Origin of the sequence: Allosphingosinicella indica (assembly GCF_900177405.1) — a bacterium.
Classification (GTDB): Bacteria; Pseudomonadota; Alphaproteobacteria; order Sphingomonadales; family Sphingomonadaceae; genus Allosphingosinicella; species Allosphingosinicella indica.
The window spans coordinates 1,027,439-1,042,373 of the sequence record NZ_LT840185.1 but is presented as its reverse complement, the minus strand read 5'-3'; the positions used below and the strand labels follow the sequence as shown (position 1 = coordinate 1,042,373).

The 14,935-nt window shown below is 67.4% G+C and carries 15 protein-coding genes; 4 read left to right on the top strand and 11 right to left on the bottom strand.

Going from position 1 to position 14,935, the window contains the following annotated elements:
- Positions 1-18 precede the first annotated feature (18 nt).
- The 9 genes from B9N75_RS05120 to B9N75_RS05080 form a co-directional block, all read right to left on the bottom strand.
- Positions 19-354, bottom strand: a complete 336-nt coding sequence (locus B9N75_RS05120) for a hypothetical protein (RefSeq protein ID WP_157123704.1) — start codon at positions 352-354, stop codon at positions 19-21.
- Between the two features lie 2 nt (positions 355-356).
- Positions 357-986: a TetR/AcrR family transcriptional regulator gene (locus B9N75_RS05115; RefSeq protein WP_244552433.1), complete on the bottom strand. Its 630-nt coding sequence runs from the start codon at positions 984-986 to the stop codon at positions 357-359.
- Positions 987-988: 2 nt separating this feature from the next.
- Positions 989-1,588, bottom strand: a complete 600-nt coding sequence (locus tag B9N75_RS05110; RefSeq protein ID WP_157123703.1) for an SRPBCC family protein — start codon at positions 1,586-1,588, stop codon at positions 989-991.
- The gene (locus B9N75_RS05105; RefSeq protein ID WP_085217826.1) at positions 1,585-2,847 is read right to left on the bottom strand and encodes an RNA polymerase sigma factor; all 1,263 of its coding nucleotides are present in this window, start codon (positions 2,845-2,847) and stop codon (positions 1,585-1,587) included. The genes B9N75_RS05110 and B9N75_RS05105 overlap by 4 nt, the downstream gene beginning before the upstream one ends.
- 27 nt (positions 2,848-2,874) lie before the next feature.
- Positions 2,875-3,291, bottom strand: coding sequence for a YciI family protein (locus B9N75_RS05100; protein ID WP_342039343.1), 417 nt, complete (start codon positions 3,289-3,291; stop codon positions 2,875-2,877).
- 103 nt (positions 3,292-3,394) lie between these two features.
- Positions 3,395-6,073 carry a methionine synthase gene (gene metH / locus B9N75_RS05095; protein WP_085217824.1) on the bottom strand — a complete coding sequence of 893 codons (2,679 nt, stop codon included), beginning with the start codon at positions 6,071-6,073 and terminating at the stop codon, positions 3,395-3,397.
- 60 nt (positions 6,074-6,133) lie between these two features.
- A complete protein-coding gene (locus tag B9N75_RS05090) occupies positions 6,134-7,180 on the bottom strand; it encodes a homocysteine S-methyltransferase family protein (protein WP_085217823.1) in 1,047 nt (348 codons plus the stop codon).
- A complete protein-coding gene (gene metF / locus B9N75_RS05085) occupies positions 7,177-8,103 on the bottom strand; it encodes a methylenetetrahydrofolate reductase (protein WP_085217822.1) in 927 nt (308 codons plus the stop codon). The genes B9N75_RS05090 and metF overlap by 4 nt, the downstream gene beginning before the upstream one ends.
- Complete coding sequence (locus B9N75_RS05080; protein WP_085217821.1) at positions 8,100-9,056, bottom strand: ArsR/SmtB family transcription factor; 957 nt, start codon at positions 9,054-9,056, stop codon at positions 8,100-8,102. The genes metF and B9N75_RS05080 overlap by 4 nt, the downstream gene beginning before the upstream one ends.
- Positions 9,057-9,169: 113 nt before the next feature.
- On the opposite strand from B9N75_RS05080, the gene B9N75_RS05075 reads away from it, so the two are divergent.
- From B9N75_RS05075 to B9N75_RS13920, 3 genes are all read left to right on the top strand, one after another.
- Complete coding sequence (locus tag B9N75_RS05075) at positions 9,170-10,084, top strand: MlaA family lipoprotein (RefSeq protein WP_157123702.1); 915 nt, start codon at positions 9,170-9,172, stop codon at positions 10,082-10,084.
- A gap of 124 nt (positions 10,085-10,208) precedes the next feature.
- A complete protein-coding gene (locus tag B9N75_RS05070; protein ID WP_085217819.1) occupies positions 10,209-10,490 on the top strand; it encodes a hypothetical protein in 282 nt (93 codons plus the stop codon).
- Positions 10,491-10,606: 116 nt separating this feature from the next.
- Complete coding sequence (locus tag B9N75_RS13920; RefSeq protein ID WP_157123701.1) at positions 10,607-10,783, top strand: hypothetical protein; 177 nt, start codon at positions 10,607-10,609, stop codon at positions 10,781-10,783.
- A gap of 62 nt (positions 10,784-10,845) precedes the next feature.
- On the opposite strand, the gene groL is transcribed toward B9N75_RS13920, so the two are convergent.
- Positions 10,846-12,489: a chaperonin GroEL gene (gene groL / locus B9N75_RS05065; RefSeq protein ID WP_085217818.1), complete on the bottom strand. Its 1,644-nt coding sequence runs from the start codon at positions 12,487-12,489 to the stop codon at positions 10,846-10,848.
- 77 nt (positions 12,490-12,566) lie between these two features.
- A complete protein-coding gene (groES, locus tag B9N75_RS05060) occupies positions 12,567-12,854 on the bottom strand; it encodes a co-chaperone GroES (RefSeq protein ID WP_085217817.1) in 288 nt (95 codons plus the stop codon).
- Positions 12,855-13,067: 213 nt separating this feature from the next.
- Here groES and sppA point away from each other — a divergent pair, with 213 nt between their 5' ends.
- Complete coding sequence (gene sppA / locus B9N75_RS05055) at positions 13,068-14,930, top strand: signal peptide peptidase SppA (protein ID WP_085217816.1); 1,863 nt, start codon at positions 13,068-13,070, stop codon at positions 14,928-14,930.
- Positions 14,931-14,935: the final 5 nt, after the last annotated feature.

The window sequence follows — 14,935 nt, the reverse complement described above, 5'->3', positions numbered from 1 at the left end:
GCGCTGGTGCAGCGGCGTCTAGGACAGGACCTTGCCGATCGCCGCGCCGGCCAGCCCGGCGACCGCCGAGCCGATCGTGCCGAAAGCGAGAACCGCGGGCGGCACATCCTTGAGCGCCAGGGACAGGGCAATGCCGAGGGAGGCGCAGCCGCCGCCCGCAACCAGCCCGCCCGCCAGGCTCGAAGGCCATCCTTCGGCGGCAAGCCGCGCATAGGCCAGTCCCGCGACAAGCGAGATCGCCATGCCGCCGACAGCGAAGACATTGTCTTTGATGAAGGCATTATAATGGCCGGCGACGACCATCGCGAGCTGCGCGACCAGGCCTCCGCCGCCCGCGATAAGGAGAGCATTCATATTCATCGCAGTCTCTCCCCTGTTTCGCTCTGGCGGCCGGCCATCTCCAGCCGGCCGAGATAGTCGCGCAACATCGCCACCGAGGCATCGAAGGCGGCGAGCGTCCGGTGGGTGCGGGCCTGCATCACCCCGCCCTCCATGGTCGTCAGCGCGAACACTGCCAGCGCATGGCGGTCGAGATCGGCGGGCAGCCGGTCGCTAGCGGCATCGAGGCAAGCCTCGATATGACCCACCCATCCGGTGAAATTGGCGGAGAGCAGCTCCCGCACCGCAGGATCGGGTTCATGCAGTTCGAGCGCGATCGATCCGATGGGGCAGCCGTACAGGCAGTCGCTGTCCTCCAACCGGCGGCGATAGGCGTCCAGCAGCGCGAAGATGCGGTCGATCGGATCCTCGACATCCTGCCAGGCCGGAGCGAGCAGCATCGGCTCTATGCCCTGCCGATAGGTTTCGAGCACCGCGATCAGCAGATCCTGCTTGGTCGGAAAGGCATGATACAGGCTGCCCGAGTTCGCGCCGGCTTCGCGCAGGATGTCGGCCACCGATGTCGAGAGATAGCCCTTCTCCGCGAAGAGCCGCATGGCGGTGTGGATGAGCCGGTCGCGTGTCGGGAGTTGCGCGTCGCCGCTCACGCTTATTGTCCATCAACCGGCTTGGCGCTTGCCGCGAGGCTCTTGGCAAGCTGGTCCAGCGACCAGCGGTTTCCTTCGCTGAACATCTTGATGAGCCAATCGTAGGCGGGGCCTTCGCGATAGCCCACGCCCGTCGCCGTGACCCGCGTGGAGGACGCGTCGACAGGCGCGATCTCGAACACGGTGACGGTGGTCGCGAACTCCTTCGCGTAAGGGAAGTTCGGCGGCGCCTTGGTATTGCGCAGCGCCATCATGCGCCCGGGAAGATAGGCCACGACCACGCTGGTGATATTGTCCGGATCGCCGGGCTTCGCCTTGGCGTCGTAGCTCGTCTCGATCGTTCCGCCGACGCGAAAGTCCACCCGCGCCATCCCGACACCCATCCGCTTCCAGCCCTCGGCGGTGGTCAACGCGTCCCACACTACGGGCGCCGCGGCCGGGATTACGACCACGGTTTCATGACGGCGTTCCTCCGCGAATGCAGGAGGCGTGAAAGCGAACGACAGGATCGCTGCAAACGATGAGGCATGTGCGCGCATGAGGCCCTTACTTGATTGAGCAATCAACCAACACTTATTGCCGCGTTTTGATGAGTCGATCAAGTCTTCGGCTGATGATTTAATTCGACGGCCTCGGCGCGGGCTATCAGCGCGGCTCTTTGGGTGGCGTTGATGGCGAGAGAAGCAGCGGCGCGGAAGGCAGCGGCGGCCTCAGAATGACGGCCAAGTTTTGCCAAGAGGTCGCCGCTAACGGCGGGGAGCAGATGATAGCGCTGAAGGCTCGGCGCGCCGGCGATCGTCTCGAGATAGGCGAGGCCCCGCTCCGGGCCGAACGCCATACCCAGCGCCACCGCCCGGTTGAGCTCGACCACCGGCGATGGCATCGCCTCGGCAAGCGCCGCATAAAGAGCGGCGATGCGGATCCAGTCGGTCTCAACGCTGCGTGACGCGCGGGCATGGCAGGCGGCGATCGCGGCCTGCAGCGTATAGGGGCCGCGCGCACCCGCCGCCTCGGCCCGCTCCAGCGCGGCGAGGCCGCGGGTGATGAGAAGCCGGTCCCACAGCGCGCGGTTCTGATCGGGGAGGAGGATCGGGGCCCCGTCCGCCCGCGTCCGCGCTTTCAGCCGCGATGCCTGCAATTCCATCAGCGCAACGAGCCCATGGACTTCGGCTTCGTCCATCCGCTGGGCGAGGATGCGGCCCAGGCGCATGGCATCCTCGCACAATGCGGGGCGCACCCAATCCTCGCCCGCGCTCGCGGCGTAGCCCTCGTTGAAGATCAGATAGAGGACGGCAAGCACCGACGAGAGCCGCTCCGTCCGCTCGGCGCCGGCCGGCACTTCGAACGGCACGTCCGCGTCGGTGAGCGTCTTTTTGGCGCGGACGATCCGCTGCGCGACGGTCGGCTCGGCGGTCAGGAACGCGCGGGCGATCTCGGCAGTCGAAAGGCCGCCGAGCACCCGCAAGGTCAGCGCCACCCGCGCGTCCATTGGCAGGATCGGGTGGCAGGCGACGAACATCAGCGGCAGCAGTTCGTCGCCAAGATCGTCGTCGATCCGCGCTTCCGCATCGGGCTCGAAACCCTCCGGCTCGTGCGCGATCAGCGCATGCTTGCGCCGCATCATCGCGTCGCGTCGGAAACCGTCGATCGCGCGGCGCCGGGCGGTCGCCAACAGCCAGGCGCCGGGCCGCTCCGGGATGCCCTCCTCGGGCCATTGCACGAGCGCCGCCGCCAACGCGTCCTGCGCCAGCTCCTCGGCGCGGCCGACATCGCGCGTCAGCCGTGCGAGCGCGCCGATCAACCGCGGCGATTCGATCCGCCACAGCGCGTCCAAAGTCCGGCGGAAATCGGCGGCGGTCATGGCCGCCAGCAATGACGGCTTGGCCGTTTAGTGCTTGCCTTCGAGCTGCGGCCGGATGCGGGCCTCGATGTCACGCACCTCATCGGTGGTGATCTCGGCGAAATCCTCCATTCCGTAGACCGGACGGATGTCGATGTCGCTAGGGCCGAACATCGGGTTGGGGCAGCGCTTCACCCACTCGATTGCCTCTTCCAGCGACTTCACCTCCCAGATCCAGTAGCCGGCGACCAGCTCCTTGGTCTCGGCGAAGGGGCCGTCGGTCACCGTCCGGCTGGCGCCATCGAAATGGACGCGCACGGCCTCGCGGCTCGGCCGCAGCCCGTCGCCGGCGAGCATGATGCCCGCCTTCACCAGCTCCTCGTTGTAGCGCATCATCGCGGTCAGCAGCTCTTCGGGCGGCATCCGGCCCGCTTCGCTGTCCTCGGTCGCTTTCACAAAGATCATGCATTTCATCGCGTCGTCTCCCGTATCGGCCCGCCGGATCGGCGGCTCCTATACCCTCGTCGAACAGGGCACGCCCGGTTCGACAAACGAAGCGAAATAAATTTCAGTCGAGATTGGGGCGGAGCCAGCGCTCGGCCTGATCGGCATCCACCCCGCGACGCGAAGCATAGTCCTCGAGCTGGTCGCGGCCGATGCGGGCCACTCCGAAATAGCTCGCGTCGCGGTGGGCGAAATAGAAACCTGAGACCGCGGCGGTCGGCAGCATCGCGAAGCTGGAGGTGAGCGAGATGCCCGCTGGCCCCGCATCGCCATCACCGCCGAGCATGTCGAACAGGATCGGCTTCAGGCTGTGCTCGGGGCAGGCGGGATAGCCCGGCGCGGGGCGGATGCCGCGATATTTCTCGCGGATCAGTTCGTCGTTGCTCAGCGCTTCGTCCGGCGCATAGGCCCACAGCGTGGTGCGGACGTGGCGGTGCAGCCGTTCGGCGAACGCCTCGGCGAGACGATCGGCAAGCGCCTTCAGCAAGATGTCCGAATAATCGTCGGTCTCGGCCTTGAAGCGCGCGAGGTGCGGCTCGAGTCCGTGGATGGCGACCGCAAAGCCGCCCATCCAGTCCTCATCGGCGGCGATGAAATCGGCGAGGCTGTGGTTCCAGCGACCTTCGCGCTTCTTCACCTGCTGGCGGAGCATGGGCAGGCGCGTCTCGTCGTTGCCGGCGAGTACCATGATGTCGTCGCCGTCACGGCGGCAACGCCACAGCCCTGCGACGCCGCGTGCCGTCACCCATTTCTCGGCGACGATCCGGTCGAGCATCGCTTCGGCATCGGCGAACAGGTTGCGCGCGCTTTCGCCGACTACAGCGTCGTCGAGGATGGCGGGATAGGTGCCCGCCAGCTCCCAGGCGCGGAAGAAGGGCGTCCAGTCGATCGTCTGGCGGAGGTCGTCGAGCGGCCAGTCGTCGAAGCGGTGGATGCCGGGCTCGGCGGGCGGCGGCGCCACGCCTTCGGGATCGAACGGCTGCGCGTTGGCGCGCGCCTCGGCCAGCGTCGCGAGCTCGTTCTGGCCCTTGTTGGCGCGCGTGACGCGCACCGCGTCATAATCGCCCGCCGTCTTGCTGACGAGCGGATCGCGCTGCGTCTCAGAGACGAGCGCGGAGGCGACGCCCACCGCGCGGCTGGCGTCGAGCACGTGGATCACCGGCCCTTCATAGGCGGGGTCGATCTTTAGCGCGGTGTGGACGCGGCTGGTGGTCGCGCCGCCGATCAGCAGCGGCATCGTCATCCCCGCGCGCTGCATTTCGTCCGCCACCGTCACCATCTCGTCGAGCGAGGGGGTGATGAGGCCGGAGAGCCCGATCATGTCGGCGCGATTGTCGTTCGCCGCCTGCAAGATGTCCTGCCACGCCACCATGACGCCAAGATCGATGATCTCGAAGCCGTTGCACTGCAGGACGACGCCGACGATGTTCTTGCCGATATCGTGGACGTCGCCCTTCACGGTCGCCATCACAATGCGGCCCTTGCCCGCGGTGGCGCCGGTCGCTTCCTTCTCCGCCTCGATGAAGGGGATGAGGTGGGCGACCGCCTTCTTCATCACGCGGGCGGATTTGACGACCTGCGGCAGGAACATCTTGCCCGATCCGAACAGATCGCCGACCACGTTCATCCCGTCCATCAAGGGACCCTCGATGACGTGGATCGGCCGCTCGGCGGACTGGCGGGCCTCCTCGGTATCCTCGACGACATGCGCGTCGATGCCCTTCACCAGCGCGTGCGACAGCCGCGCGGCGACCGGCCAGCCGCGCCATTCGGCGGCTTCCTTCTCGCGCACCGGATCGCTGCCGAGATATTTCTCCGCCAATGCTACCAGCCGCTCGGTCGCGTCGCCGCCGTCCTTCGGCTCCCGGTCGAGGATGACGTCCTCGCACGCTTCGCGGAGCTCCGCGTCGATCGTGTCGTAGACGTCGAGCTGCCCGGCGTTGACGATCGCCATGTCGAGCCCGGCGGGGATGGCGTGATAGAGGAACACGCTGTGCATCGCGCGGCGCACCGGTTCGTTGCCGCGGAACGAGAAGCTGAGGTTGGAGAGCCCGCCCGAGATATGCGCGTGCGGGCAGCGGATGCGGATCGCGCGGCAGGCCTCGATGAAGTCGAGCGCGTAGCGGCGGTGCTCGTCGATCCCCGTGGCCACCGCGAAGATATTGGGATCGAAGATGATGTCCTCGGGCGCGAAGCCGTCGGCGACGAGCATGTCGTAGGCGCGCGCGCAGATCTCCACCTTGCGCTCTTTGGTGTCCGCCTGCCCGGTCTCGTCGAACGCCATCACCACCACCGCGGCGCCATAGTTGCGGCACTTGCGTGCATGGGCGAGGAACTCGGCCTCGCCTTCCTTCAGGCTGATCGAATTGACGATCGGCTTGCCCGACACGCATTTGAGTCCCGCCTCGATCACGCTCCACTTCGAGCTGTCGATCATGAAGGGAACGCGGGCGATGTCGGGCTCGGCGGCGATCAGCTTGAGGAAGGTGGTCATCGCCGCCTCGGCGTCGAGCAGCCCTTCGTCCATGTTGATGTCGATGACCTGCGCGCCATTCTCCACCTGCTGGCGCGCGACCTCGACCGCCTTGGCGTAGTCGCCGGCCATGATGAGCTTCTTGAACGCTGCCGATCCGGTGACGTTCGTGCGCTCGCCGATATTGACGAAGGACGACACCCCCTCTCCCGCTTGCGGGAGAGGGTCGGGGTGAGGGGCCGAGCGAAGCGAGGCTGGCGGACTGGTCATCAAAAATCCAAAGGACGAAAAGGCACCCTCACCCAATCCTCTCCCGCAAGCGGGAGCGGTCTATGCGGCGAGGGTCATCGGTTCGAGGCCGGCGAGGCGGGTGCGGACGGCGGGCTTTGGCACGGCGCGGGCGGGCAGCGCCGCCACCGCCTTCGCGATTGCGGCGATATGCGCGGGGCTCGATCCGCAGCAGCCACCGACCGCGTTGACCAGGCCCTTTTCGGCCCAGGCGCCGATCAGCGCCGCGGTCTCGACAGGCAGCTCGTCATATTCGCCGATCTCGTTGGGGAGACCCGCGTTGGGATAGACCATCAGCAGCGCGTCGGCGATCTGCGCCAGCGCCTGGACGTGCGGGCGGAGCTGCTCCGCGCCGAACGAGCAGTTGAGGCCGATGGTGACGGGCCGGGCATGGCGCACCGCATTCCAGAACGCCTCGACCGTGTGGCCGGAGAGATTGCGGCCGGCGAGATCGGTGATCGTCATCGATATCATCAGCGGCACGTCGCGGCCGAGATCATCCGCCGCCTCGCGCGCCGCCATGATCCCCGCCTTGGCGTTCAGCGTGTCGAAGATCGTCTCGATGAGGATAAAGTCGGCGCCGCCTGCCAGCAGCGCGTCGGTCTGCTCGCGATAGACCGCCTTCAACTGGTCGAAGTCGATCTCGCGATAGCCGGGATCGTTGACGTCGGGCGACAGCGACAAGGTCTTGTTGGTCGGCCCGATCGCACCGGCGACGAAGCGCGGCCGTCCGTCCTTCGCCGCCCAGGTGTCGGCCGCGGTGCGGGCGATCCGCGCGGATGCCGTGTTGATTTCGCGCACAAGATGCTCGGCGGCATAATCGGCCTGGCTGATGCTGTTGGCGCTGAACGTGTTGGTGGCGATGATGTCGGCGCCGGCGGCGAGATAATCATCGGTGATCGCCTGGACGATATCGGGCCGGGTTAGCGCGAGGAGATCGTTATTCCCCTTCTGATCGCGGGCGAGGCCGAGCGATCCGGCATAATCGGCTTCCTTGAGCTTGCGCTTCTGGATCTCGGTGCCGAACGGCCCGTCCTTGATGAGGATGCGGTCCTTCGCGGCGGCGATCAGCGTCTCCCGGATGCTCACGCCGCCTTCTCCGCAGCCTGTGGGGCGGGGCGGAGGCCGAGCAGGTGGCAGATCGCATAGGCCAGTTCGGCGCGATTGAGCGTGTAGAAGTGGAAGTGGCGGACGCCGCCCGCATAGAGCCGGCCGCACAATTCCGCCGCCACCGTCGCGGCGACGAGCTGGCGCGCGGCGGGGAGGTTGTCGAGCCCTTCGAACAGCCGGTCCATCCAGTCGGGGATGTCGGCGCCGCACTGGCCGGCGAACTTGCGCGTTTGCGCGACGTTGGAGACTGGGAGGATACCGGGCACGATCTCCGCATCGATGCCCATCACCGCAGCCTGGTCGCGGAAGCGGAAAAAGCAGTCGGGCGTGAAGAAGAATTGGGTGATCGCCCGGTCGGCCCCGGCGTCGATCTTGCGCCACAGATTGTCGAGATCGGCAGCGCGGTTGCGCGATTCGGGATGGCATTCGGGATAGGCCGCCACCGAAATCTCGAACGGCGCCACCGCCTTCAGCCCGCGCACCAGCTCCACCGCATTGGCATAGCCCTGCGGGTGCGACGCGAACGCCTTGCCCTGCTCGGGCGGATCGCCGCGCAGCGCGACGATATGGCGGATGCCCGCCGCCCAATAGTCGCGCGCCACCGCGTCGATCTCGTCGCGGCTCGCCTCGACGCAAGTGAGGTGCGCGGCGGCTTCGAGGCCCGTCTCGCGCTGGATGCGTGCGACGGTAGAATGGGTGCGTTCGCGCGTCGATCCGCCGGCGCCGTAGGTGACCGACACGAAGCGCGGGCCGAGCGGCGCCAGCGTCGCGATCGACTGCCACAGCGTCTCTTCCATCTTCTCCGTCCTGGGCGGGAAGAATTCGAAGCTGACGGCGATGTCGCCCGCGACGTCGGCGAACAAGGGCTCGGCGAGCCGTTCGATCGAAGGGGCGAGGGTCATGCCACCACCTTCAGGCGATTTTCCGGCTGCTCGCCGGACCAGATGGTGACGGTGAGCTCGCCACCCTTGAGATGCTCGACCACCCGGCCGGCAAGGCCCGACGCGCCGAGATATTTGAGCATGATGTCGTCGGCGAAACCGAGCCGCGCGTGCGCGTCGCGGCTGCGCAGTTCCTCCAGCTCGTGCGGTGCGAAATCGACGATCAGCAGCCGCCCGCCGGGCCGCAGCAGCCGCGCGGCCTCCGCGATCGCGGCGTCGGGCTGCTGCGCATAGTGCAACACCTGGTGCAGGATGACGGTGTCTGCGCTGCCCGACGCAAGCGGTAGCGCATACATGTCGGCCTGGCGCAGCTCCGCGCTGTCCAGCCCCGTCTCGGCGAGTTTGGCGCGGGCGAGGCGCAACATCTCGGGGCTGCGGTCGATGCCGGTGGCGCACTCCGCGTCGCCGCCGAACAGCGCCAGCATCCGCCCCGTCCCTGTGCCGACATCTACCAGCCTGCCGATCGGCCGGTCGGCGAGCGCGCGCGCAACCGCGGCCTCGACTTCGCTTTCGGCGATGTGGAGCGAGCGGATCGCGTCCCAATCGCGCGCGTGGCTTTCGAAATAGCGCTGCGCCGCCGCGGCCCGGTCGGCGCGGACGGCGGCGAGGCGCGCGGCGTCCGCCGCTTCCCAATGGCCGGCGCCGTCGAGCTCGCCCCAGCGGTCGAGCAGCGCGAACAAAGGATCGATCCGTGCCGCGGGCGCGAGGTTGAGGAACACCCAGCTCCCTTCCTTGCGCCGCTCGGCGAGGCCCGCATCGATCAGGATCTTCACGTGGCGCGAGACACGCGGCTGGCTCTGCCCCAGCACCTGTGCCAGCTCACCCACCGACAGCTCCATGAGCCGCAGCAGCGCCACGATGCGCAATCGCGTCGGATCGCCGAGCGCACGGAAACATTCTGCCGGGTCCGCCATGGATAAGGATATAAAGATATCTTTATATAGGGGTCAAGGCGCGCGATTGCCGCTTGGCACCCTCATGGCCCTGTGGCACGGGCGCGGACCGGCGTAGAGGGACTCGGAATTTGATGCGTAAGCTCTTGATAGTCGCGGCCTGCGCATCGCTTTCCGCCTGCGCCACCACCGGCGCGGCAGACCCTCGCGATCCCTATGAGGGGTTCAACCGCGGCGTCTTTGCCTTCAACCAAGGGCTCGACAAGGCGGTCGTGAAGCCGGCAACCACCGTCTATCGCACGGTGACGCCGGTTCCGGCACGGCGTGGGTTCAGCCGCGTGCTCTCCAACCTCATGGAGCCGCTGCACTTCGTCAACAATCTGCTCCAGGGCAAACCCAAGCGCGCGTTCAATTCGCTCGGCCGCTTCGTCGTCAACACCACGATCGGCGTCGGCGGCCTCGCCGATCACGCCACCGGCATGGGGATGCCCTCGACCAGCGAGGATTTCGGCCAGACCTTCGCGGTATGGGGCGCAAAGAAGAGCCCCTATGTCGTGCTGCCGCTGCTCGGGCCGTCGACGGTGCGCGATGCGGCCGGCACCGGCCTCCAGTTCTTCGTCGATCCGGTCGGCATCGCGCTCGACGAGGCAGGTGCGTCGGGCGAGCTCAAGGCCGGAGCGACGGCGATGCGGGTCATAGATGCGCGCTCGCGCGTGATGGACACCGGCTATGACGCGGTGCTCGCGACGAGCGCGGATGCCTATGCCACCGCGCGCGACGCCTATCTCCAGCGCCGCGATCTCGACATCGCCGACCAGCAGGGCGCCGCGCCCGCCGATACGCTGTCGGATGCCGAGCAGCAGCGGCTGCTCGACGAGGCGCTCGAACAAAATCCGACTGCCGAAGATGCGCCGACGCTTGCCGAGCCGGACACGCCGCCGGTCGAGCCCGAGGTTCCGACCGCCGACCCGGAAGGCGGCATGGCCGCGGCAGATGCACCGCTGCCGGTGGTGCCGCTCGGATGGGACGAAAGCGTCGCCGGCTATTGATGACTAAAGTAGTAGACAAGGTGGTCAGGCTGGATTAATTCAGCGCGCCGCCGGTCTGGCGGGCAAGTCTCTTGCCCGGCACCTCGCCCGGCGGAATGTTTTTTCCCATAAGGAGGGAAGCCCGATGAAGAAGATTGCTCTCATTGCCGTTGCTGCTGCCACGCTCGGCGTCGCCGCCTGCAACAACACCGACACCGCCGCCGAGACCAACGCGGCCGAGACCAACATGGAAGTGACTGCCGACGAAGCCGTTGCCGACGTCAACGCCGCGGCGACCGACGCCGCTGCCGACGCGCAGAACGCGGCCGACACGGCGCTCGACGCCGCCGCCAACGCCGGTGCGGCCGCCGATTCGGCGAACGCCAGCGCGAATGCGGCCGAGGAAGTTGCCACCAACGGCATGTAATTTCTGCATCGCCCCCTCGGGGGCGTTGGAATTGCAAGGGAAAGGGCTGCGGCATCTCCGCGGCCCTTTTTCTTTGCCCGCGCGCCGCGCTAGGTTGGCGGGCGGGAGATAGCGCGATGATCCGATTTGCCGCCGCCGCATTGTTGATGACGCTTGCCGCTTGCAGCGACGAAAGCGGGAGCGGCGGACTCACCGCCGACGAATCGCGCCAGCTCAACGAAGCGGCTGCGATGCTCGACGATGCCCCAGCCGCGCTGCCGGTTGCAAACGAGCAGGCGTCCGTAGAGGAATGAAGAAGGGCCGGGAGGTCGCTCTCCCGGCCCTTGTCTTTTGCCGAACGGCTTAGGGCGTGGACTTAGAAGTCCATGCCGCCCATGCCGCCCATGCCGCCGCCGCCCATGGGCATCGCCGGCTTGTCTTCGGGAAGCTCGCTCACCGCCGCTTCGGTGGTGATGAGCAGGCCCGCGACGCTGGCGGCATCCTGGAGCGCGGTGCGGACGACCTTGGTGGGATCGATGACGCCCGCGGTGACGAGATTCTCATACACCTCGGTCTGGGCGTTGAAGCCCAGCGTCTGGTCCCCGCCGTCGATCAGCTTGCCGGCGACGACGGCGCCGTCATGGCCCGCATTCTCGGCGATCTGGCGGACGGGCGACTGCAGCGCCTTGCGGACGATGTCGATGCCGCGGGTCTGGTCGTCGTTCTGGCCCTTGAGGCCTTCCAGCGCCTTGGTGGCGTAGAGGAGCGCGGTGCCGCCACCGGGGACGATACCTTCCTCGACCGCGGCGCGGGTCGCGTGGAGCGCGTCGTCGACGCGGTCCTTGCGCTCCTTGACCTCGACTTCGGACGCGCCGCCGACCTTGATCACCGCGACGCCGCCGGCGAGCTTCGCCAGACGCTCCTGGAGCTTCTCGCGATCGTAGTCGGACGTGGTGTTCTCGATCTGCTGGCGGATTGCCTCGACGCGGCCCTTGATGCCGTCGGCCTCACCCGCGCCATCGACCAGCGTGGTGTTGTCCTTGTCGATCGAAACGCGCTTGGCCTGGCCCAGCATGTTGAGCGTGACGGTCTCGAGCTTGATACCGAGATCCTCGGAGATCATCTCGCCGCCGGTCAGAATCGCGATGTCCTCAAGCATCGCCTTGCGACGATCGCCGAAGCCCGGCGCCTTGACCGCCGCGACCTTGAGACCGCCGCGCAGCTTGTTGACCACGAGAGTGGCCAGCGCCTCGCCCTCGATGTCCTCGGCGATGATCAGGAGCGGACGGCCCGACTGGACGACCGCTTCCAGGATCGGGAGCATCGCCTGCAGGTTCGAAAGCTTCTTCTCGTGGATCAGGATGTAGGGATCGCTGAGCTCGACGAGCATCTTCTCGGGGTTGGTGATGAAGTAGGGCGAGAGATAGCCGCGGTCGAACTGCATGCCCTCGACGACGTCGAGCTCGAACTCGAGGCCCTTGGCTTCCTCGACGGTGATCACGCCTTCCTTGCCGACCTTCTCCATCGCCTCGGCGATCTTCTCGCCGACGACGGTGTCGCCATTGGCCGAGATGACGCCGACCTGCGCGATCTCGTTGTTGCCGGAAACCGGCTTCGAGCGGGCCTTCAGATCCTCGACGACCTTGCCGACCGCGACGTCGATGCCGCGCTTCAGGTCCATCGGGTTGATGCCGGCCGCGACCGACTTCATGCCTTCACGCACGATCGCCTGGGCGAGCACGGTAGCGGTGGTGGTGCCGTCGCCGGCGAGGTCGTTGGTTTTCGACGCGACCTCGCGCAGCATCTGCGCACCCATGTTCTCGAACTTGTCCTTGAGTTCGATCTCCTTGGCGACGGTGACGCCGTCCTTGGTGATGCGCGGCGCGCCGAAGCTCTTGTCGATTACGACGTTGCGGCCCTTGGGGCCCAGGGTCACCTTCACCGCATCGGCGAGGGTGTCGACGCCGCGGAGAATCCGCTCACGGGCGTCACGCGAAAAGCGTACGTCTTTGGCTGCCATGTGGCTTACCTTTCAGTTTCGAATGGTCACGAATGTTCCGAATGTTCGCAGTGGCCATGGCCCCCGCGCGGACTTGCTCAGCCAACGATGCCGAGAATGTCCGATTCCTTCATGATCAGCAGGTCTTCACCGTTGATCTTGACCTCGGTGCCCGACCATTTGCCGAACAGGATCTTGTCGCCGGCCTTCACCTCCAGCGGGTGAATCTCGCCGGCCTCGTTGCGCGCGCCGGTGCCCGCGGCGACGACTTCCCCTTCCTGCGGTTTTTCCTTCGCGGTATCGGGGATGATGATGCCGCCGGCCGTCTTTTCGTCGGCCTCGACGCGGCGGACCAGCACGCGGTCATGCAGCGGTCGGAAGTTCATACTGCCTCACCTTTCAATAATGCGGTTCGCCCAATCGGCGCCGCGATGCAAAAAGCTGTTAGCACTCGATTGGAGCGAGTGCCAATGCAGGCGATCTAATGCGCAGCTTCGCGGGGTCAAGGGAGCGGCCTGGCGATTTTTTGCGTCCGGCCCGATGGCACCCGCTATCGCCGCCCGATTTACAGTGCTGCCGCACTGGTCTAGCGCGCAGCCATGCGCATCCTCGGCAAGGTCTGGCGGCTTCTGGTGGGCGTGAAGGACGGGCTGGTGCTCGTCTTCATGCTGCTGTTCTTCGCCTCGCTCTACGCGGCGCTGACGGTCAAGCCCTATGCGTCGAGCCGCAGCGACGGCGCGCTGCTTCTCGACATCTCGGGGGCGATCGTCGAGCAGCCGGCCGAGACGGACGCGGTGACCTACCTGTCGGGCGCCACCATCGCGAGCGAATATCGCCTGCGCGATCTGGTCCACGCCATCGATACCGCGGCGCGCGATTCGCGGGTGAAGGCGATCGCGCTCGATCTCGACGTGTTCACCGGCGGCGGGCAGACCGCGCTGTCGGACGTCGGCAACGCGCTCGACCGTGCGCGCAAGGCGGGCAAGCCGGTGATCGCTTATGCCTCTGGCTATACCGACGGCGGCTACACGCTCGCCGCGCATGCGAGCGAGATCTGGCTCAACCCATTGGGCGCGGTGGCGATCGCGGGGCCGGGCGGTACCGGCCTCTATTACAAGGGCCTGCTCGACAAGCTGGGCGTCACCGCCAACGTCTATCGCGTCGGCACCTACAAGGCGGCGGTCGAGCCGTTCATCCGCAGCGACATGTCCCCTGAAGCGCGTGAGGCGAACCAAGCGCTCGCCGGATCGCTGTGGGAAAGCTGGCTGCAGGATGTGACGCAGGCGCGGCCCAAGGCGAAGGTCGCGGCCTATGCCGCCGCGCCCGACGCTGCCGTCGCCGCGGCGGGCGGCGACATGGCGCGCGCGGCGCTCGACATGGGGCTGGTCGACAAGCTCGGCGACCGCACCGCCTTCGGCAGCCGCATTGCCGAACTCGCCGGCACCGACGACGATTCGGTCCCCGGCAATTTCAAGGCCATCGCCTATGACGCCTATGTCGGCCGCAACCCGGCGGGCAGCCCGAGCGGATCGATCGGCGTGCTCACCGTCGCCGGCGACATCATGGACGGCCAGTCGGAGCTCGGCACGGCGGGCGCGGAGACGATCGTCGAGGCGCTGCAGCGCGGGCTTTCGGAAAAGCCGCTGAAGGCGCTGGTCGTGCGGATCGATTCGCCTGGCGGATCGGTGATGGGATCGGAGCGGATTCGCCAGGCGGTGCTCGCCGCCAAGGACACGGGTTTGCCGGTGGTGATCTCGATGGGGTCGGTCGCGGCGTCGGGCGGCTATTGGATCGCCACCGCGGGCGACCGCATCTTCGCCGAGCCGGACACGATCACCGGATCGATCGGCGTGTTCGGCATCATCCCGAGCTTTCAGGGTGCGCTCGACAAGATCGGCGTCGGCGCCGACGGAGTGAAGACGACGCCGCTGTCGGGCGAGCCGGACATATTGCGTGGCCCCTCGCCGCTCGCCGGGCGGCTGATCCAACAGGGCGTCGAGGGCACCTACCGCCGCTTCCTCCAGATCGTCGGAGAGGCGCGCAAGCTGCCGGTCGAGCGCGTCGATGCGATAGCGCAGGGACGGGTGTGGGACGGCGGCACCGCGCGCCAGCTTGGGCTGGTCGACCAGTTCGGCAGCCTCGACGCGGCCATCGCCGAGGCCGCGCGCCGCGCCGACCTCGATCCCGCCACGGTGCGGCCCGTATATCTCGAGAAGGAGCCGGGGGTCGTCGAGAGGCTGCTCAAGACCTATGGCGGCGCCGAGGAAGCGCCGCAGGATATCTACAGCCGGATCGCCGGGGAGCCGGGCGCGCTCGTGGCGCGTGCGATAGCGGATGCGCGGCGGATGCTCGCCGGCCCGGCGCTGCAGGCGCGCTGCCTCGAATGCCCGCCGGTCGCGCCGCTGCCGCCGGTGAGGGCGGGCGGATCGTTGCTCGATCTGCTGATGTTCTGGCGCCGCTGACGCCG

Bases quoted from the DNA above. Each gene is read 5' to 3' on its own strand.
- B9N75_RS05120 (WP_157123704.1), bottom strand. From the start codon at position 354: ATGAATGCTCTCCTTATCGCGGGCGGCGGAGGCCTGGTCGCGCAGCTC.
- B9N75_RS05105 (WP_085217826.1), bottom strand. From the start codon at position 2,847: ATGACCGCCGCCGATTTCCGCCGGACTTTGGACGCGCTGTGGCGGATC.
- B9N75_RS05100 (WP_342039343.1), bottom strand. From the start codon at position 3,291: ATGATCTTTGTGAAAGCGACCGAGGACAGCGAAGCGGGCCGGATGCCG.
- metH (WP_085217824.1), bottom strand. From the start codon at position 6,073: ATGACCAGTCCGCCAGCCTCGCTTCGCTCGGCCCCTCACCCCGACCCT.
- metF (WP_085217822.1), bottom strand. From the start codon at position 8,103: ATGACCCTCGCCCCTTCGATCGAACGGCTCGCCGAGCCCTTGTTCGCC.
- B9N75_RS05080 (WP_085217821.1), bottom strand. From the start codon at position 9,056: ATGGCGGACCCGGCAGAATGTTTCCGTGCGCTCGGCGATCCGACGCGA.
- B9N75_RS05075 (WP_157123702.1), top strand. From the start codon at position 9,170: ATGCGTAAGCTCTTGATAGTCGCGGCCTGCGCATCGCTTTCCGCCTGC.
- B9N75_RS05070 (WP_085217819.1), top strand. From the start codon at position 10,209: ATGAAGAAGATTGCTCTCATTGCCGTTGCTGCTGCCACGCTCGGCGTC.
- B9N75_RS13920 (WP_157123701.1), top strand. From the start codon at position 10,607: ATGATCCGATTTGCCGCCGCCGCATTGTTGATGACGCTTGCCGCTTGC.
- groL (WP_085217818.1), bottom strand. From the start codon at position 12,489: ATGGCAGCCAAAGACGTACGCTTTTCGCGTGACGCCCGTGAGCGGATT.
- groES (WP_085217817.1), bottom strand. From the start codon at position 12,854: ATGAACTTCCGACCGCTGCATGACCGCGTGCTGGTCCGCCGCGTCGAG.
- sppA (WP_085217816.1), top strand. From the start codon at position 13,068: ATGCGCATCCTCGGCAAGGTCTGGCGGCTTCTGGTGGGCGTGAAGGAC.